General features: G+C 44.0%; 10 protein-coding genes. 6 read left to right on the top strand and 4 right to left on the bottom strand.

Annotated features, from left to right (window positions below; all coding sequences use genetic code 11):
* Positions 1-75 precede the first annotated feature (75 nt).
* From htpG to ABD894_RS03160, 4 genes are all read right to left on the bottom strand, one after another.
* Positions 76-1,959, bottom strand: coding sequence for a molecular chaperone HtpG (gene htpG / locus ABD894_RS03175; RefSeq protein ID WP_345209531.1), 1,884 nt, complete (start codon positions 1,957-1,959; stop codon positions 76-78).
* 97 nt (positions 1,960-2,056) lie between these two features.
* Entirely contained in the window at positions 2,057-2,593 is a 537-nt protein-coding gene (locus ABD894_RS03170) for an NADPH-dependent FMN reductase (RefSeq protein WP_345209530.1), read from the bottom strand.
* A gap of 8 nt (positions 2,594-2,601) precedes the next feature.
* The gene (locus tag ABD894_RS03165) at positions 2,602-3,942 is read right to left on the bottom strand and encodes a sensor histidine kinase (protein ID WP_345209529.1); all 1,341 of its coding nucleotides are present in this window, start codon (positions 3,940-3,942) and stop codon (positions 2,602-2,604) included.
* A complete protein-coding gene (locus ABD894_RS03160; RefSeq protein ID WP_345209528.1) occupies positions 3,932-5,290 on the bottom strand; it encodes a sigma-54-dependent transcriptional regulator in 1,359 nt (452 codons plus the stop codon). The genes ABD894_RS03165 and ABD894_RS03160 overlap by 11 nt, the downstream gene beginning before the upstream one ends.
* Before the next feature lie 314 nt (positions 5,291-5,604).
* Between ABD894_RS03160 and ABD894_RS03155 the strand changes: the two genes are divergently transcribed.
* From ABD894_RS03155 to ABD894_RS03130, 6 genes are all read left to right on the top strand, one after another.
* The gene (locus tag ABD894_RS03155; RefSeq protein WP_345209527.1) at positions 5,605-6,858 is read left to right on the top strand and encodes an efflux RND transporter periplasmic adaptor subunit; all 1,254 of its coding nucleotides are present in this window, start codon (positions 5,605-5,607) and stop codon (positions 6,856-6,858) included.
* An 82-nt stretch (positions 6,859-6,940) separates the two neighbouring features.
* A complete protein-coding gene (locus ABD894_RS03150; protein ID WP_345209526.1) occupies positions 6,941-7,618 on the top strand; it encodes an ABC transporter ATP-binding protein in 678 nt (225 codons plus the stop codon).
* A 37-nt stretch (positions 7,619-7,655) separates the two neighbouring features.
* Positions 7,656-10,010 carry an ABC transporter permease gene (locus ABD894_RS03145; RefSeq protein ID WP_345209525.1) on the top strand — a complete coding sequence of 785 codons (2,355 nt, stop codon included), beginning with the start codon at positions 7,656-7,658 and terminating at the stop codon, positions 10,008-10,010.
* A 141-nt stretch (positions 10,011-10,151) separates the two neighbouring features.
* Positions 10,152-12,581, top strand: coding sequence for an ABC transporter permease (locus ABD894_RS03140; protein ID WP_345209524.1), 2,430 nt, complete (start codon positions 10,152-10,154; stop codon positions 12,579-12,581).
* Positions 12,582-12,696: 115 nt separating this feature from the next.
* Positions 12,697-15,165, top strand: coding sequence for an ABC transporter permease (locus tag ABD894_RS03135; RefSeq protein ID WP_345209523.1), 2,469 nt, complete (start codon positions 12,697-12,699; stop codon positions 15,163-15,165).
* Between the two features lie 135 nt (positions 15,166-15,300).
* Entirely contained in the window at positions 15,301-17,670 is a 2,370-nt protein-coding gene (locus ABD894_RS03130; RefSeq protein WP_345209522.1) for an ABC transporter permease, read from the top strand.
* The last annotated feature ends 24 nt before the right edge of the window (positions 17,671-17,694 follow it).

Genomic DNA, 17,694 nt, shown 5'->3' with positions numbered 1-17,694 from the left:
TACTTGCAATAAGTTGCAACAAAAAAGCCGCCCGGTATAATACACGGGCGGCTTTGATATTGTTTGCGGTTAACCTTATATCAGGTTAACGCTGCGGTTAACAAATTCGGTTAACTCGGCACCGGTTAATAAACCTTGCGATAACAGGGCCAGGTCAAACGCTTGCTTGGCCAGTTGCGCTTGTGTGCCTGCATCTTCAGTTTCCAGTATGCGGGTAATCAGTTTGTGGTTACCGTTCACTATCACCTTGTAGTTATCAGGCATGCTGCCATAAAAGCCCATACCGCCGCCCATAGCAGCCATATCTTTCATACGGCGCATAAACTCATCCATGGTAACGGTTACCGGCAGTTCTTCGGGGCTAAGGCTTTCCAGCTCAACTTTGTAAGCCGGTTTGCTGATAGCGCTATCAAAGATCTCTTTCACTTTGGTTGATTGCTCTTCTGTTAAAACAGTTTCCAGCGTTATATCCTTTTTGATCAGTTTATCGGCAACATCGGCATCAACACGTTTTAACGATGTTTTCTCCAGTTTTTGCTCTAAATGACTGATGAAGTGGTTATCAATAGGCGAATCCATCTGCAAAATATCGTAACCTTTTTTATTGGCCGATTGAATGAATGAATCCTGCTTAGCCGGATCATTAGTGTACAGATAGATCAGCTGACCATCTTTATCTGTTTGGGTAGCTTCAACTTTGTCTTTATACTCGCTAAGGGTATAGTTTTCTTTAGCGGTGTTGGTTAATAAAACAAAATCTTTTGCTTTATCATAAAACTTGTCTTCGCTTACCAAGCCGTATTTCACGAATAAACCAATGTCGGTCCATTTTTCTTCGTAGGCTTTGCGGTCGGCTTTAAACAGTTCAGCTAATTTATCAGCTACCTTTTTGGTAATGTAGGTGTTGATCTTCTTAACGTTGCTATCGGCCTGTAAGAAACTACGTGATACATTCAGCGGAATATCCGGTGAATCGATAACGCCATGCAACAGCATTAAAAATTCCGGAACGATGTCTTTTACCTCGTCGGTAATGAATACCTGGCGCGAAAATAGTTTGATCTTATTGCGTTGGGTATCAAAATCGTTCTTGATTTTAGGGAAGTACAATACACCGGTAAGGTTGAAAGGATAATCAACATTCAGGTGGATCCAGAACAAAGGATCTTCAGAGAAAGGATAAAGCTCTTTGTAGAACTTCAGGTAATCTTCGTCCTTCAGTTCATTCGGTGCTTTTGTCCAGATAGGGTTGGTATCATTAATGATGTTATCAACCTCAATGGTTTTGTATTTGGTTTTACCTTCTTCATCAACACCGTCTTCTTCTTCTTGTTCGTTTGCGCCAAATTTAATAGGCACAGGTAAAAATTTACAGTATTTATCAAGTATCTGTTGTAGTTTACCTTTCTCTAAAAACTCTTCAGATTCGGCGTTTACATGCAGGGTAATTTCGGTACCGCGTTCTTCAAGTATACCTTCGCCAATTTCAAACTCGGTGCTGCCATCGCATACCCAGTAAGCAGGCTCGGCACCATCCTGGTACGATAAGGTTTGTATTTCAACCCTGTCGGCCACCATAAATGCCGAATAGAAACCTAAACCAAAGCGACCGATGATCTCGTTGGCATCTTTGGCTTCCTTAAATTTCTCCATAAACTCTGTAGCGCCCGAAAACGCGATCTGGTTGATGTATTTCTTGATCTCCTCGGCTGTCATACCGATACCGTTATCAGATATGGTGATGGTTTTAGCCTCTTTATCAACCGAAACTTCAACGCGCAGGTTGCTTGCATCGCCCGAATACTGACCTAATGACGCCAGTCTTTTCAGTTTTTGCGTAGCATCAACCGCGTTTGATACCAGCTCGCGCAAAAATATCTCGTTATCAGAGTACAGGAATTTTTTAATTATCGGAAAAATGTTCTCGGTGTGGATCGAGATCGTGCCTTTTTCTTGCATAATTCTATATGGTTATAAATTAAATGATCATTTGTTATCACGCAACCATCAAGGCTCGTTCCAAATGTAAGCAGGTTGTCAAATTGGCAGTAAGTGGTTAGCTTATCGAGGTTAACAATGCATTAAAGCAGGCGGTAATGTGTTCTTCGGTTTCTTTATCCGTCACATTGCCATCATTATCCATTTTTGAGCGGATATAGGGGATACACAAAGCCGCGCCCTCAACCACGTTTGCCGATAGCGCGCCAAGCGTAAGCAGGAGCGAAGCATGGGCATTATGCCCTACAGAGGAAGCGGTAATTAAAGCCACAGGTTTATCAACCAGCGTACTGCTTGATACCAGCCAATCCAAAGCGTTTTTGAGCGAGCCGGGCACACCAAAAGCGTATTCAGGTGTACAGATCAGTACCGCGCCGGCCATGGTAAGCAGTTGCCGCAAATCAACAACTTCATCGGGCGGGTTATCATTATCCAGCCCCGGATCAAAAGGCGGGATATTTCTTAATCGGTTATAAATAACGTATTCAATAGTATCCGGGCAAAGTGTTTTGATAAAATTAAGGATAGCATGATTGGTTGAACCATCGCGCAGGCTGCCCGATATGGCTATGATTTTTAAACGGTTGGTAGCCATTAATACGGTTAAAACTGCATGATGAATGAAGAACCCTTGCCTTCGGTTGATTGTACCTGTATGTTGCCCTTATGCAGCAGCATGATCTGTTTACACAAGCTTAAACCGATACCACTACCAGTTTTACGGGTACTGAAAAACGGAATAAATATCTTATCTAACAGTTCAGGTGGCATGCCTAAACCATTGTCGCTCACCTTAACTAAGGTTTTATTTTTTTGTATTTCTGCTGATAGGGTGATCTGCGGATGCTCGCGGTCTTTAACGGCCTCGATAGCATTTACCAACAGGTTGATCAGCACTTGTTCTACCAAATTAATATCAGCCTCAATAGCCAGTGCAGGGTCGCGGAGGATGATGTCGAGCTCTATGCGTTTTTTATCCAGTGTTGGGCGCATCAGGCTGTTCATGTTCTCAAACATATCGCGTACCATCACCTTGTCCAAATCGAGCTTGGTAATTTTGTTAAGGCTGCGGTAGCTTTCGGTAAACTTAAGTAAACCTTCGCTTCGGCGTTTAATGGTGTCAATACCCAGTTCAATATCTTCCAGTTCGTCGCTGATGTCGCTATTGACAATCTCAGGGCTTTGCAGGCGGTTCTTCAGAGTATCGGCCAGTGAAGAGATAGGGGCAACCGAGTTCATGATCTCGTGCGTCATTACATTCAGTAATTTCGACCAGGCCTTTGATTCGGTTTCGTCCAATGCCTCGCTCACGTTTTGGAAGGCCAGTAACTTGCTCGTTTTATTATCGGTGCGCATCAGGCTGGCGGTGATGAGTATTTTTACCAGTTGCTGATCGCGGGTAATGGTTAGCACTTTGTTATCGCCGGGTTTTAACTGGGTGATCTCATCATACAAACCATGGTCTCGTTTTTCGAGCGATTGTATCGATTTGAGGTAGGGGACGTCAATCAGTTTCTTGAACGAATCGTTTGTCCAGTTCACTTCGCCGCCGTCCTGTTCGTACGATAGGATGCCGGTATCAACCAGTTCGAGTATCTTTTGCAGGTATTGGTATTGGGTTTCGCGTTCGCGGGTAATTTGCTTAAAGGTGGCGTTAATCTCATTAAAACCATGGCGAAGCGGCTTTAGTTCATTTGGCGCTTTGCGTACATCAAAATGCCTCGAAAAATCGCGGTATTGAATGGCCTCTACAAATTGCTCTACTTCATCTTGCGCCTTTTTCTGAAAATGGATCATGCGCGATATGATATACAGCAGCAGTGGCCCGGTGATCATTAAAAAAAGGTACTTCCCGTTGATAACAACTAAGCAGGTGGCCGTAACTACAATAAACAAGGCCACCACACGAAGCAGCAGCCGCCATTCGTAACTTTTATATATCATACTTGCTTAATCTGCGATAGAGGGCCGTACGGGTTAAACCCAGCTCTTTGGCGGCGCGGGTAATATTGCCGTTGTGCTTTTCAATAACACGTAATATGGCATTCTTTTCCAGTGTGCTTAACGGAATATTGTCCTTTTCTTCCTGTATCTCATTGCTGGTTTCCAGTACCGAGAATAGCAGGTCATCGGCCTTTAAAATATGCTCATCGGCCATAATTACGGCACGCTCAATGGTATACTGCAACTCGCGCACATTACCCGGATAGTTATACGATTTTAGCTTTTGCAATGCCGCGGCCTCAAATTCCATAGTTGGTTTAAGGTATTTATTGGCATATAGCTTGGCAAAATGCTTGGCCAGTATCACAATATCCTCATTACGGCGGCGCAGCGGCGGCATAGTAATTTCAACGGTATTGATACGGTAAATTAAATCCTTACGGAAATGGTTTTCGTTAGCCAACTCATACAGCGGTACGTTGGTAGCGCATATCAGCCTAATGTCTACATCAACCGGGCGGTTGGTACCTAAACGCGTTACCTGCCTGTTTTGCAGCACGGTAAGCAGCTTAGCCTGTTGTTGCAGGCTGATGTTGCCAATTTCATCTAAAAACAAGGTGCCTCCCTGTGCTTCTTCAAAGCGGCCCATGCGGTCTTCACGGGCATCGGTAAACGCACCTTTTTTGTGGCCGAACAGCTCACTCTCGAATAAGGTATCGGTCAACGCGCCAACATCCACCTTAACAAAGGGTTTATCGGCACGTAATGAGCGCTCGTGTATGGCCTTCGCCATCAAATCTTTACCCGTTCCGTTTTCGCCCAGTATCAATATGTTGGCATCGGTAGGGGCTATTTTGTTTACCTTGTAAAATATGTCCTGCATTACATCGGCTTCGCCCAGTATGGCCTGGTCGCCGGCTTTGCTTTTTACCGATGCTTTGGCAGGTTTGGTGCCGCCTTCTTTTTTATCGACCAGGTCGGTAATGGTATCAATCAGCTTTTCGTTATGCCATGGCTTAACAATAAAATCATTAGCGCCCTCTTTTAACGAACGTACCGCGAGGTCGATATCGCCATAAGCGGTTATCATAATAACGCATACGTTGGGTTTCCATTCTTTCACCTTGCGCAGCCAGTAAATGCCCTCATTGCCGGTGTTAATGGCGCTGTTATAGTTCATGTCAAGCAGCACCAGGTCAACCTGGTTACGTTGCAGCAGCCAGTTTATGTTTTCCGGATTCTTCTCGGTAATAATTTCCTGTACGGCCGGTTTAAGCAAAAGCTTTACCGCGGTAAGTACATCGGGGTCATCATCAACAATTAAAACGGTAGCTTTCTTAAGTATCATTGGTGCTGTTGGTTTATTTATATCGTATTAAGGTGTTAAAATAGGTATTTTTTCGCATTTATAAATTTAAGCGACCTGCAATTGTACGCTTTTTAACTGTACTCAAATACCCAAAACAGTAACCAAATATCCAAAATATTGAAATACAGCATATTATTAAAACAGGCCTAAAATACACTGTATCATAACCGTACACCTGATGTAACAATAGCGTACGGTATTATTTAATAATACTCATGTAAAATACTGAAAAACAGCATTTTAATTTATGGCATATCTTTTTGTATCTGTTGTTCAAATATTAATAAAATACTGTGGACAGAATTATAGAAAAAAAGAAGTGGAACTCTAAAAAGATAATGACCATTGCCGGCATTACCGCTATTGTAGCGCTTGTTGCGGGCAGTATATTTTTCACCTCCGGTAAAAGCAAATTGAATGTTGATGTTGAGCGTATTACCATCAGCGAAATTAAAAAAGGCCCTTTTCAGGAGTTTATACCTGTTAATGGTGTGGTAATGCCGCTTACTACTATTTACCTGGATGCTATTGAAGGCGGCCGGGTTGAAAGGAAATTTGTTGAAGACGGTGCCACCATGAAAAAAGGCGACCCGATACTTAAACTGGCCAATACCGATCTGGAGCTTAGCCTGGCCAATCAGCAAACTTCGGTATTTGATGTATTAACCCAAATGCAAATTTCGCGTTCACAGGCGCAGCAAAATACCATCGGCAAGCTAAACCAAATGGCCGATGTTGACAATGCTCTTAAAGAAGCAGACCGTATTTATAAACTGAACAAAAAATTATACGCGCAAAAAGCTATCGGCTTGCAGGAGTTTCAATCATCTGAAAATACTTATAACTACCAGTTACGCCGTAAAAAACTGGCATCTGACATTTTAAAACAAGATACGATATCGGTTAGCAAGCAATTGCAGCAATCAAACGAATCATACGCCAATATGAAGGCTACTTTAGAGCTGATGCGCAAAAAGGTAGGCGACCTGATAGTACGCGCACCGGTTGACGGTCAGCTTACCTCAATGGATGCCGAAATAGGGCAGAGCAAAAATAAAGGTGAGCGTTTAGGGCAGATCGACGTGCTTTCGGGCTTTAAGGTAAAGGTTGATATTGACGAGCACTACCTGTCGCGCATTTACAATGGCCTTGCAGGCGATTTTACTTTCGCTGATAAAACTTATAAACTGAAGATCAAGAAAGTATACAGCCAGATCACCAATGGCCGTTTCCAGGTTGACATGACCTTTGACGGTAAGGTACCTGCGGGTATCCGCCGCGGCCAGACACTGCAAATAAGGTTGGCTTTAAGCGACGAAACACAAGCCGTACTGGTATCAAAAGGTGGTTTTTACCAACAAACCGGTGGCAGCTGGATCTTTAAACTAAGCGACGACGGCAAAACAGCTTACAGGGTTGATATACAACTGGGCAGGCAAAATCCTGATTATTACGAGGTAATGCAAGGTTTACAACCGGGCGATAAAGTAGTAACATCAAGCTACGAAACCTACGGCGATATGCAGGAACTGGTACTGAAAAAATAACGATAACTAATTATAAAACATAAATCACAATTAAAATTCAAAAGCCTTCCCGTTTCGGCGGGCAGGTTTTCAGGAGGGCCAAATGATAAAAATTACTGATCTCGAAAAATTTTACCGCACCGAAGAAGTTGAAACGGTTGCATTGAACAAACTATCAATGGAAGTTAACACCGGCGAATTTGTGGCCATCATGGGCCCATCCGGCTGTGGTAAATCAACGCTGTTGAACATACTGGGTATGCTCGACGATCCGGATGCGGGCAGCTACGTATTTAACGATATTGAGGTAGCCCACTTTACCGAGCGTAAACGTGCCGATCTGCGTAAGCACAACATAGGTTTCGTGTTTCAAAGCTTTAACCTGATTGATGAACTTACCGTATTTGAAAACGTTGAGCTGCCGCTGATCTACACCGGTGTGCCTGCTGCCGAAAGGGTAACAAGGGTAGAAGAGGTATTGAAAAAAATGCAGATCATGCACCGCCGCAACCACTACCCGCAACAGTTATCGGGTGGTCAGCAACAGCGTGTGGCCATTGCCCGCGCGGTAGTAAACAAACCAAAACTGATACTTGCGGATGAGCCTACCGGTAACCTGGATAGCAGCAACGGTAACGAAGTAATGGAGCTTTTAACTGATTTGAACGAACAAGGCACTACCATTATCATGGTAACGCACTCCGAGCACGATGCACGTTACAGCCACCGCATTATCCGCTTACTTGATGGTAAAACCGTTGTAGAGAATATCATGATCTGATCACAATAAAATTAAAACCGCCAATCACCTTTAAACCATGTTCAAAAATTACATTAAAATAGCCTGGCGAAACCTTTTACGTAATAAAGGTTTCGCTTTCACCAATTTGCTGGGGTTAACTATAGGTATCACCTGTACCATGTTTATTTTTTTGTGGGTAAAAGATGAGGTGTCGTTTGATCAGTTTCATAAAAACTACGATAATATTTACCAGGCAATAGCCACCCGCGATTTTAAGAACAACATTTTTACCGACGAGAACATGGTGTTCCCGCTGGCACCGGCGTTGCAAAACGATTATCCGCAAATTGAACACGTAACCTGTGTATCGCAAACACAAGGGAGCCTGATAGAGTATAACAATACGCGTTTAAAACGCGACCTGCTGTTTGTAAGCAATGGCTTTCTCGATGTTTTTTCGTGGAAGTTTATCAAGGGGAACGTGGCAAACGCGCTTGCCGATCCGTCATCTATCGTTATCACACAATCATTCGCTAAGGCGTTTTTTGGGGATGCCGATCCGATGAACAAAACGCTGAAAATAAATACCGGCGAAACCGCGAAAATTACCGGCGTAGTTGCCGACCCTCCGGGCAACTCTACCATAAAATTTGACGGATTAAGGCCGTTCAATTATTCAACCGAAGAAAGCAAACGTAACATGAATGAGTGGGTAAACTCATCGTGGTACGTTTATATCAAAGCCAAACCGGGCACTACTAACGCTGCGTTAGATAAGATTGTGCACGGCGAGATGAAAAAGCACCAGCCCGACGAAAAGTTTAGCACCTACTTTACCTACCCCATGAGCAAGTGGCATCTTTACCATGAATTTAAAGATGGTAAAAATGTTGGCGGCATGATAGAGTATGTGCGCCTGTTCACCATTATAGCGCTGGTTATATTGCTGATAGCCTGCGTAAACTTCATGAACCTGTCTACCGCGCGCAGCGAGAAAAGGGCCAAAGAGGTCGGGATCCGCAAAACATTAGGCTCAAATAAAAAACAACTAATACTGCAGTTTTTTGCCGAATCAACCATATTGACAACGGTAGCCTTCGCGCTTTCTATCATCATTGTACTGGCCTTAACGCCGATGTTCAACCAGCTGGTTAATAAACAGCTTAGTATCAATTTTGCCGAGCCTTTATTTTGGATAGGGGCATTAATTATAGTCGTATTTACAGGCATAACAGCGGGTAGTTACCCGGCCCTGTACCTTTCATCATTTAACCCGATAAAGGTTTTGAAGGGTACCATAATGGTAGGCAAAAGTGCTATTATGCCAAGACGCATATTGGTAGTTGGCCAGTTTGTAATGTCGATACTGTTGATATCGGCCACCATAATTATTTACCAGCAGATACAACACGTAAAAAACCGCAATACAGGTTACAATGCCGATAACCTGATCATGATACCTGCCACCGCGGCGGCTAATAAAAACTTTGATGTAATTAAGCAGGAAATGCTTAAAACAGGCTTGGTTAGTGGGGTGACACGCACATTTTCGCCCATTACCGATATATGGTGGACAACTGCCGGCCCCGATTACCCGGGCAGGCCTACAGGTTCAACCATTATTTTTTCGGGCATGTCTGCCGATAGGGATTTTACCAAAACAATGGGCGTGAAAATTTTGGAAGGCCGCGATTTTGATGGCAGTCCTGCCGATAGCGCCAATGTGCTGCTCAATAAAGCAGCAGTTGAAGCCATGAACCTGAAGCAGCCATTGGGCACAACGTTGCGCTACGATAAAACACTCCTTCATGTAATAGGCGTTACCGATAATATCATCATGTCGTCGCCTTATGAAACCGTAAGGCCAATGATCACCTATTTTGGCCGTGGTTTAAACTGGGTAAATGTAAGGCTTAACCAGGGAGCGCAACCACAAAAAGCGATAGCGGCTTTTGAAAATATTTATAAAACCTACAGCCCCGACGACCTTTTTGAGTACCAGTTTGTTGATACCGAGTTCAGCAAAAAATTCGCTACCGAAGAACTGATCAGCCGGGTGACCAACATTTTCGCAGGTCTTGCCATCTTTATCTGCTGCCTTGGCTTAGCCGGTCTGGCATCATTCACTATCGAAAAACGGATCCGTGAGATAGGTATTCGCAAGGTGCTGGGTGCCAGTATTCAACAAGTGTTGTTGCTGATATCAAAAGAATTTATGAAACTGGTATTTGTAGCCTTTGTAATAGCGGTGCCTTTAACCTGGTGGCTAATGTACAACTGGCTGCAAAAATACACCTACCACATTAATGTAAGCATCTGGATGTTCGGCATAGTAGGCCTGTTCATACTGCTGCTCACACTGACGGTGGTAGTGCTCAACACTTTCAGAGCGGCATCAAGCAACCCGGTAAAAAGCCTGAAGAGCGAGTAAGGGGAGCTGAAAGCGGAAAGGATAAAGCTGAAAGGTAAAAGGTTAAAGCGGAAAGCAATGACTGAATGCCGAATGACTGCGTAGCTAAATGCCCAATGACAGCATAGCTGAATGACTAATGAACTAAAATGACTAATAAACATGATTCGTAACTACATAAAAACAGCATTCCGCAGCCTTCGTAGCAACAAGGGCTTTACAGCTATTAATATAGGTGGCCTGGCGCTGGGGCTTGCCGCATGTTTGCTGATCGTGTTTTATGTGGTTGATGAGCTTAGTTACGATCGTTACAATACCAATGCCGACAGGATCTATCGTGTAAACGAAGACCTTAAATTCGGTAATAACAGCGTTTTATACGCCGTAGCCATGCCGCCGCTGGCTGATGCTTTAAAAGCGGACTTTCCGCAGGTAGAGAACGCGGTACGTATCAGGAATGCGGGTACTTATCATATAAAAAAGGATGGTATCAACATTAAAGAGAACAAGGTTGCCTACGCTGATCCGGCGATATTTAAAGTATTTACCCTGCCGGTGATCAACGGCGATGCCGCGACAGCGCTTTCGGAACCGAATACTATTGTACTTACCGAAACATCCGCCAAAAAATATTTTAACAACACCAATGTAGTTGGCAAAACCTTGCTGATAGACGATCATATTAACTTTAAGGTGACCGCGGTAATAAAGGACATCCCAAAGCAGTCGCACTTTAATTTCGATTTTTTTGTATCCATGACCACCTGGCCCGATAGCCATACCAACCAGTGGCTGCGCAGCGATTATAATACCTATGTATTACTCCGCGAAGGTGCCGATGCTAAAAAGTTTGAAAGTTCTTTACAGGGGTTTTTAAATAAGCACAGCGCTGCCGAAATGCAATCGGACCTTAACATGTCTATAGATGGTTTTGAAAAGAACGGTAACTATTTCAGGCTGAATTTAACGCCGCTTACTGATATTCACCTGCGCTCTAACCGCACCGGCGAGCTTAGTCCTAACAGTACTTTACAGTATGTATACATATTTTCGGCGATAGCCTTGTTTATACTCATCATTGCCTGCGTAAATTTCATGAATTTGGCAACCGCCCGCTCTGCAAACCGGGCGCGTGAGGTAGGGGTACGCAAGGTTTTGGGTTCGTCGCGCGGATATCTCGTCGCCCAGTTCTTAACCGAATCGGTAATGGTTACTTTAGCCGCTACCCTTATTGCCTGTGTGGTGGCCTTGCTGTCGCTGCCTTATTTTAACGATCTGGCAGGTAAAGAGATTGTGGTAAGTGCGCAAGCCTTAAAATGGCTGGTACCAACATTAATTTTAATTGTAGTGATAGTAGGGGCATTGGCAGGCTCTTACCCGGCGTTTTACCTGTCGGCATTTCAGCCTATCAATGTGTTAAAAGGTAAGCTGGCCAACGGCTTTAAAAACGGGATGCTGCGCAGTTCGCTGGTGGTATTTCAGTTTGCCATATCTATCGTGCTCATTATAGGTACGCTGGTGATCCATAATCAACTTAACTACATTCAAACCAAAAACCTTGGTTACAACCGCGAGCAAGTGCTTATAGTACAAAACGCCTTTGAACTGAACGACCAGGCCTGGATATTTAAAGACGAAGTAAAACAGCTGCCCGGTGTAAGCAATGCTACACTTACCGGCTTTTTACCTACGTCGCGCTGGCATAATACCTCCATGTTCTATAAAGATGCCACGCTCGATCCGAAGAAATCCCTATTCCCGGAAACCTGGCAAATTGATGAGGATTACATCAGCACCCTTAATATGAAAATGGTTGCCGGTCGTAGTTTTTCTAACCGGATGCCTACCGATTCGTTAGGTGTTATCATCAACGAAACTGCTGCCAAGTTTTTGGATATGAAGGAGCCGTTAAACAAGGTTCTTTACCGTTCGTTAGGGGGCAAGCATGCGGCCGAAAACGTTAAAGTATATCATATAGTAGGCGTAGTTAAAGATTTTCACTTTAGCTCGCTGCGCGAAAATATTGCACCCGTGGTAATGGTGATGGACAAAAACAATGGGGCTTTAAGTATTAAAGTAAACAGCGCGAACATTAAGGATGTGATCGCCAAAATTGAGGACAGGTGGAAAACCATTGCCCCAAGCATAAAAATGGATTTCTCGTTCATGGATCAGGATTTCGACGCCTCGTACCGTGCCGAGCAACGTATAGGACAAATATTTTTGATCTTCACCACACTGGCCATCATCATCGCTTGTTTAGGTTTATTCGGCCTGGCAGCCTATGCTGCCGAGCAGCGCACCAAGGAGATAGGTATCCGCAAAATATTGGGCGCAAGCATATCGGGCATAGTAGGTATGCTATCTAAAGATTTCCTGAAACTGGTGTTTATCGCCATACTGATAGCCACACCTTTAGCCTGGTATATGATGTACAAATGGCTGCAGGATTTTGCCTATCGCGAAACCATCCACTGGTGGGTAATAGCAATAGCCGGTGGAGCAGCAATAATGGTAGCGTTTTTAACCATCAGTTTCCAATCGATAAAAGCAGCGCTCATCAATCCGGTGAAGAGCTTGCGGAGCGAATAGAGAGAAAGCTGAAAGCGAAAAGGAGAAAGACTAAAGCTAAAAGAAATGCCCACTGACTGAATGCCTAATGACTACTGTAAATGACTGAATGACGAAAAACAAATGACCAAATAAAATGATCAAGAACTACTTTAAAATAGCCTGGCGCAACCTTACCCGTAATAAGGTTAGCAGCACCATTAACATTAGCGGACTTGCTATTGGTTTGGCCTGTGTTTTACTGATAGGGATGTATGTTAATGATGAGTTTGGTTATGATGCTTTTTTTAAGGATGCCAACCGCATTTACCGGGTTAATATCGATGGCAAAATGGGCAATGATGAGTTTGTTGCCGGTCATACGCCGCCCACTGCGGGAGCCGCTTTAATGAACAACTTTCCGGAGGTGGAAAGCTATACCCGTATTTATAAACCGGGTAACGAAATTATCCATTACGAAAAAGATGGTCAGAAGAATTCGCTGAACGAGCAAAACTTGCTATCGGTTGATTCTAACTTTTTGCAGTTCTTTAACTATGCCCTGGTGGCGGGCAATGCAGCCACCTGCTTAAACGGAACAAATTCGGTAGTGCTCACCCAAAAAGCAGCCAAAAAATACTTTGGCAATGCCAACCCAATGGGCAAAACACTGGTATTTGATGAATATTCGCTGCCGTTTACCGTAACGGGAGTGTTGAAAGATCTTCCGGCACAGTCATCATTGCAGTTTGATATGCTGCAATCAAACCTGGGGATGCCGCCTGTAAAGCGCTTTTCGTGGAGCTGGGTTTGGCTGCAAATGAGCACTTATGTTAAGCTCAGGAACGTTACCAACGCGGCGGCCATCACTAAGCTGGAAACCAAGTTTTCGCAGATGGTGAGCCAACAGGCGGCAAGCGCGTTTAAACGTATTGGGCAGCCTTTTGATGAATTTAAAAAGAACGGTGGCCGCTGGGATCTGCACTTGCAGCCTTTAACCGAGGTTCACTTGTATTCGGGTAATATAGTTACTGCTTTTATTACACAGGGCAGTATTAAAAACGTGTACATATTTTCGGCCATCGCACTGTTTATCATATTGCTGGCCTGTGTAAATTTCATGAACCTGGCCACCGCGCAATCTGCAAAAAGGGCCAAAGAGGTAGGGATCCGTAAGGTGCTTGGTTCGCTGCGTAAACAGTTGGTAGGGCAGTTTATTACAGAGGCACTGCTGTACTGTTTGTTTGCCGCTGTTATCGCGGTTGTAATGGTGGTATTGGTGCTTCCGTACTTCAATCAATTAGCTAATAAGGCGCTTTCGCTTTCGGCATTTTTAGATATAAGAACATGGCTGGCCATTGTAGGGCTTGTGCTGCTTACAGGTTTACTGGCAGGTAGTTACCCGGCATTCTTCCTCACTTCATTTAAGCCGGTCAGTGTATTAAAAGGCAACCTGTTTAACAGTACTACGGGTAAGTTTGTAACCCGTAACGCCTTGGTGGTGTTTCAGTTTACGGTATCAACCGCTTTAATTGTTTGCACCATTGTGGTTTATAAACAGCTGAAATACAGTCAATCAAAAGATTTGGGTTTTGCTAAAGAGAATGTAGTGGTTATTTCCAATGCCGACAGGTTGGGCGATAGCGAAGAAAGTCTTCGGCAGGAATTACTTACGCTGCCGCAGGTAAGCAGCGCCAGTATTTCTACCAGCGTGCCTACCAAAAACTCCTTCGGCGATTTTTATACGCCCGAGGCCGATGCAAACAATACTAAAAGCGACGAAACCAAGATCACACTGTCATCATTCATTGTCGACGAGAATTTTATACCCACCATGGGCTTTAAAATGGTTAAAGGCCGTGCCTTTGCCAAAGACTTTGCCGATTCGGCTTCGGTAATACTCAACGAAACTGCCGCCAAACAAATAGGCTGGAAAGATGCCATTGGCAAAAGCATCTTGTATCCCGGTAACGGAAACCAAAAATTTAAAGTAATAGGCGTGGTGAAAGATTTTAATGTAGAATCATTGCACAGCACCGTATCGCCGTTCGCGTTGTTTTACACCACTTCCAAATCGTATTATACCGGTTCATCATATATTACCGTACGCATAAAACCCGGCGATTACAATAAAACCATCAACGCGCTGCAAAGTAAGTGGAAGCAGTTTATGCCCGATACGCCTTTTGAATACAGCTTTTTGGATGCCGAGTTTGATGCCCTGTACCGTGCCGATAAAACCATCAGCCAGGTATTCAGCGTGTTTACGGTGCTATCGCTTACAGTGGCTTGCATGGGCTTGCTTGGTTTGGCTATTTATACTGCTGAAAGGCGCACCAAAGAGATCGGTATCCGCAAGGTGCTGGGCGCTTCGGTGAAAAACGTGGTGGCTATGTTGTCAACCGATTTTCTGAAGCTGGTCTTAATAGCGTCACTAATAGCTTTCCCGATAGCCTGGTACGCCATGAACAAGTGGTTGCAGGATTTTGCCTACCGTACCACCATCAGTTGGTGGGTGTTTGCACTGGCAGGTTTTGCTACCGTAGTTATTGCTTTGCTTACAGTAAGTTTTCAGTCGGTTAAGGCAGCTATAGCCAACCCGGTGAAGAGTTTGAGGAGCGAATAATGGGGAGCTGAAAGGTAAAGGGGAGCTGAAAGCGGAAAGACTAAAGCTGAAAGCTATAGCTAAGCGGAAAAGGAGAAAGGCTCAACGCTAAAAAAATGACCCAATGACTAATGACCACTGACTAAATGTAAAATTATGTTAAAGAACTTCATAAAAATATCATGGCGAAACTTGTATAAGAACAAGTCGTTTTCGCTTATTCATATCCTGGGATTAACCATTGGTATTACGGTTTGCCTGATGATCTTTTTGTTTATTACCAATGAGTTTAGCGTTGATAAATTTCATAAAAACAAGAATATATACCGGGTAATGCGTGGTTTCGACGTAGATAAAATGAAGGTGCCCTACGTGTCGGCACCCTATGCGTCGGCTTTGTTGAACGATTATCCAAATGATATAAAGAGGGCTGTACGCGTAATGCCTAATTCGGGATTGATCTCATTTGGTAACCAATCTTTCAGCGAAAAAAACATATATGTAGCCGATGCTGATTTCTTTACATTATTCACCTTTCCGCTTGTAAAAGGTAACGCGGCGACTGCCCTGAAAGAACCCGGCAGCATAGTGATTACCCAAACTACCGCTAAAAAATATTTCGGCAACCAAGATCCCATTGGTAAGGTAGTGCAACTGGATAAGCAATTGCAATTGAAAGTGACCGGCGTGGCTAAAGATGTACCTTCAAACTCGCACCTTAACTTTGATGCGGTAATACCCATCTCAAACTATACCAGCCGCGATTGGTTTAAAGCCTGGACGTATAATAACGGGTTTACCTACGTTCAACTGGCGGATAATGTTGACAAAGCCCAGCTCGAAAAACGTTTTCCGGCTTTTATGGAAAAGTATATGGGTAAGGATATGCAGAAGATGCATGTCAGGTTCGATCTTGCGCTTACCCCTTTAAACGACATTTATTTTGAACCGTCCTCAACGTTTGATAACGTTAAGCATGGCGATAAAACGGTAGTATACATTTTTCTTTCTATAGCGGTGCTAATACTGGTAATTGCCTGTATCAACTTCATGAACCTGTCGACCATTCGCGCGGTTGAGCGTTCAAAAGAAGTGGGTTTACGTAAGGTGATGGGGGCTTTACGCAACCACCTTGTATGGCAGTTCATCGGCGAATCGGTATTACTAACGCTGATATCATGCGCGTTTTCAATAGGGCTTTTAATGCTGTTGATGCCTTGGTATAATAACATTTTAGGTTATCATTTAACTGTGCCATGGGGTGCTTCGCCTATTTACCTGTTTTTAATAGGCGTGATCCTTTTCGTGGGCTTTTTGGCAGGCAGTTACCCGGCATTCTTCCTTTCGGCATTTTCGCCTGTGCAGGCGCTGAAGGGTAAACTGCAATTGGGCAAAGGTGGCTCCCTGTTCAGGCAGGTATTGGTGGTAGTTCAGTTCAGCATATCGGTATTGCTTATTATCGGTACCATTATTATCCGTAACCAAATGAGCTTTGTAAAAAACAAATCGCTGGGTTATGAGAAGGAGCAAACCGTGCTTGTGCCCATAAATAACGACGATATTTATAATAATAAGAATGCCTTTAAAAATGATCTGTTAAATAACAGCAATGTGGCATCGGTATCCCTGATGTCGGGTGAGCCGGGTGGTTTTCATGATATGCATGGCTTTGATGTTGAAGGCCAAAACGATGTATTTAAGTCGCGTACCGAATTTGCCGATTTTGAATATGTAAAAACGCTTGGACTTAAAATTATTGCAGGCCGTGATTTCTCACCACAGTTTGCTACCGATACCAATGATGCCGTGTTGATAAACCGCACCGCTGCCACAAAATTGAACTTTACGCCGGAGCAGGCCGTTGGTAAATGGATAAAGAACACCATGCGCGATGAGCACCGACGCAGAATAGTAGGGGTAATTGAAGATTATAACTTTCTCTCGCTAAAAGAGAATATGGACGCGCTGGTAATATCACCGGCAGACGACAGGAGGGTAGCCGTGATCAAACTTAAAGCGGGTAATCTGCAAAATGCCTTGGCTGCTCTTAAAGCCAGCTACAGCAAGGCCGCGCCGGTTTATCCGTTTGAGTATACGTTTCTCGATCAAAAATTCGATACCGTTTACAAAACAGACCTGCGGCAGCAAACTATCCTGAGTATATTTTCGAGCCTGGCAATTTTCATCGCCTGTTTGGGTTTGTTCGGCCTGTCGCTGTTTACCGCTGCCAAACGCACCAAAGAAATTGGCGTGCGCAAGGTACTGGGTTCATCGGTACAAAATATTCTACTGCTGCTTTCAAAAGATATGCTAAAACCGGTGCTGATTGCCACTGTAATAGCCATGCCGCTTGGGTACTACGCTATGGATAAATGGCTGCAAAATTTTGCCTATCGTGCCCCGCTCAATGCAGGCGTTTTCGTACTGGCCGCGCTTATCACTTTCGCTATAGCCTTTTTCACGGTAAGCTTTCAATCGGTTAAGGCAGCGGTTGCCAACCCGATAAAGAGTTTGAGAAGCGAGTGAGGGGAGCGGAAAGGATAAAGGTAA

It is taken from the genome of Mucilaginibacter gynuensis (assembly GCF_039541195.1).
Taxonomy (GTDB): domain Bacteria; phylum Bacteroidota; class Bacteroidia; order Sphingobacteriales; family Sphingobacteriaceae; genus Mucilaginibacter; species Mucilaginibacter gynuensis.
The sequence above is the reverse complement of the archived record's forward strand: the minus strand, read 5'-3'. Positions and strand labels throughout refer to the sequence as shown.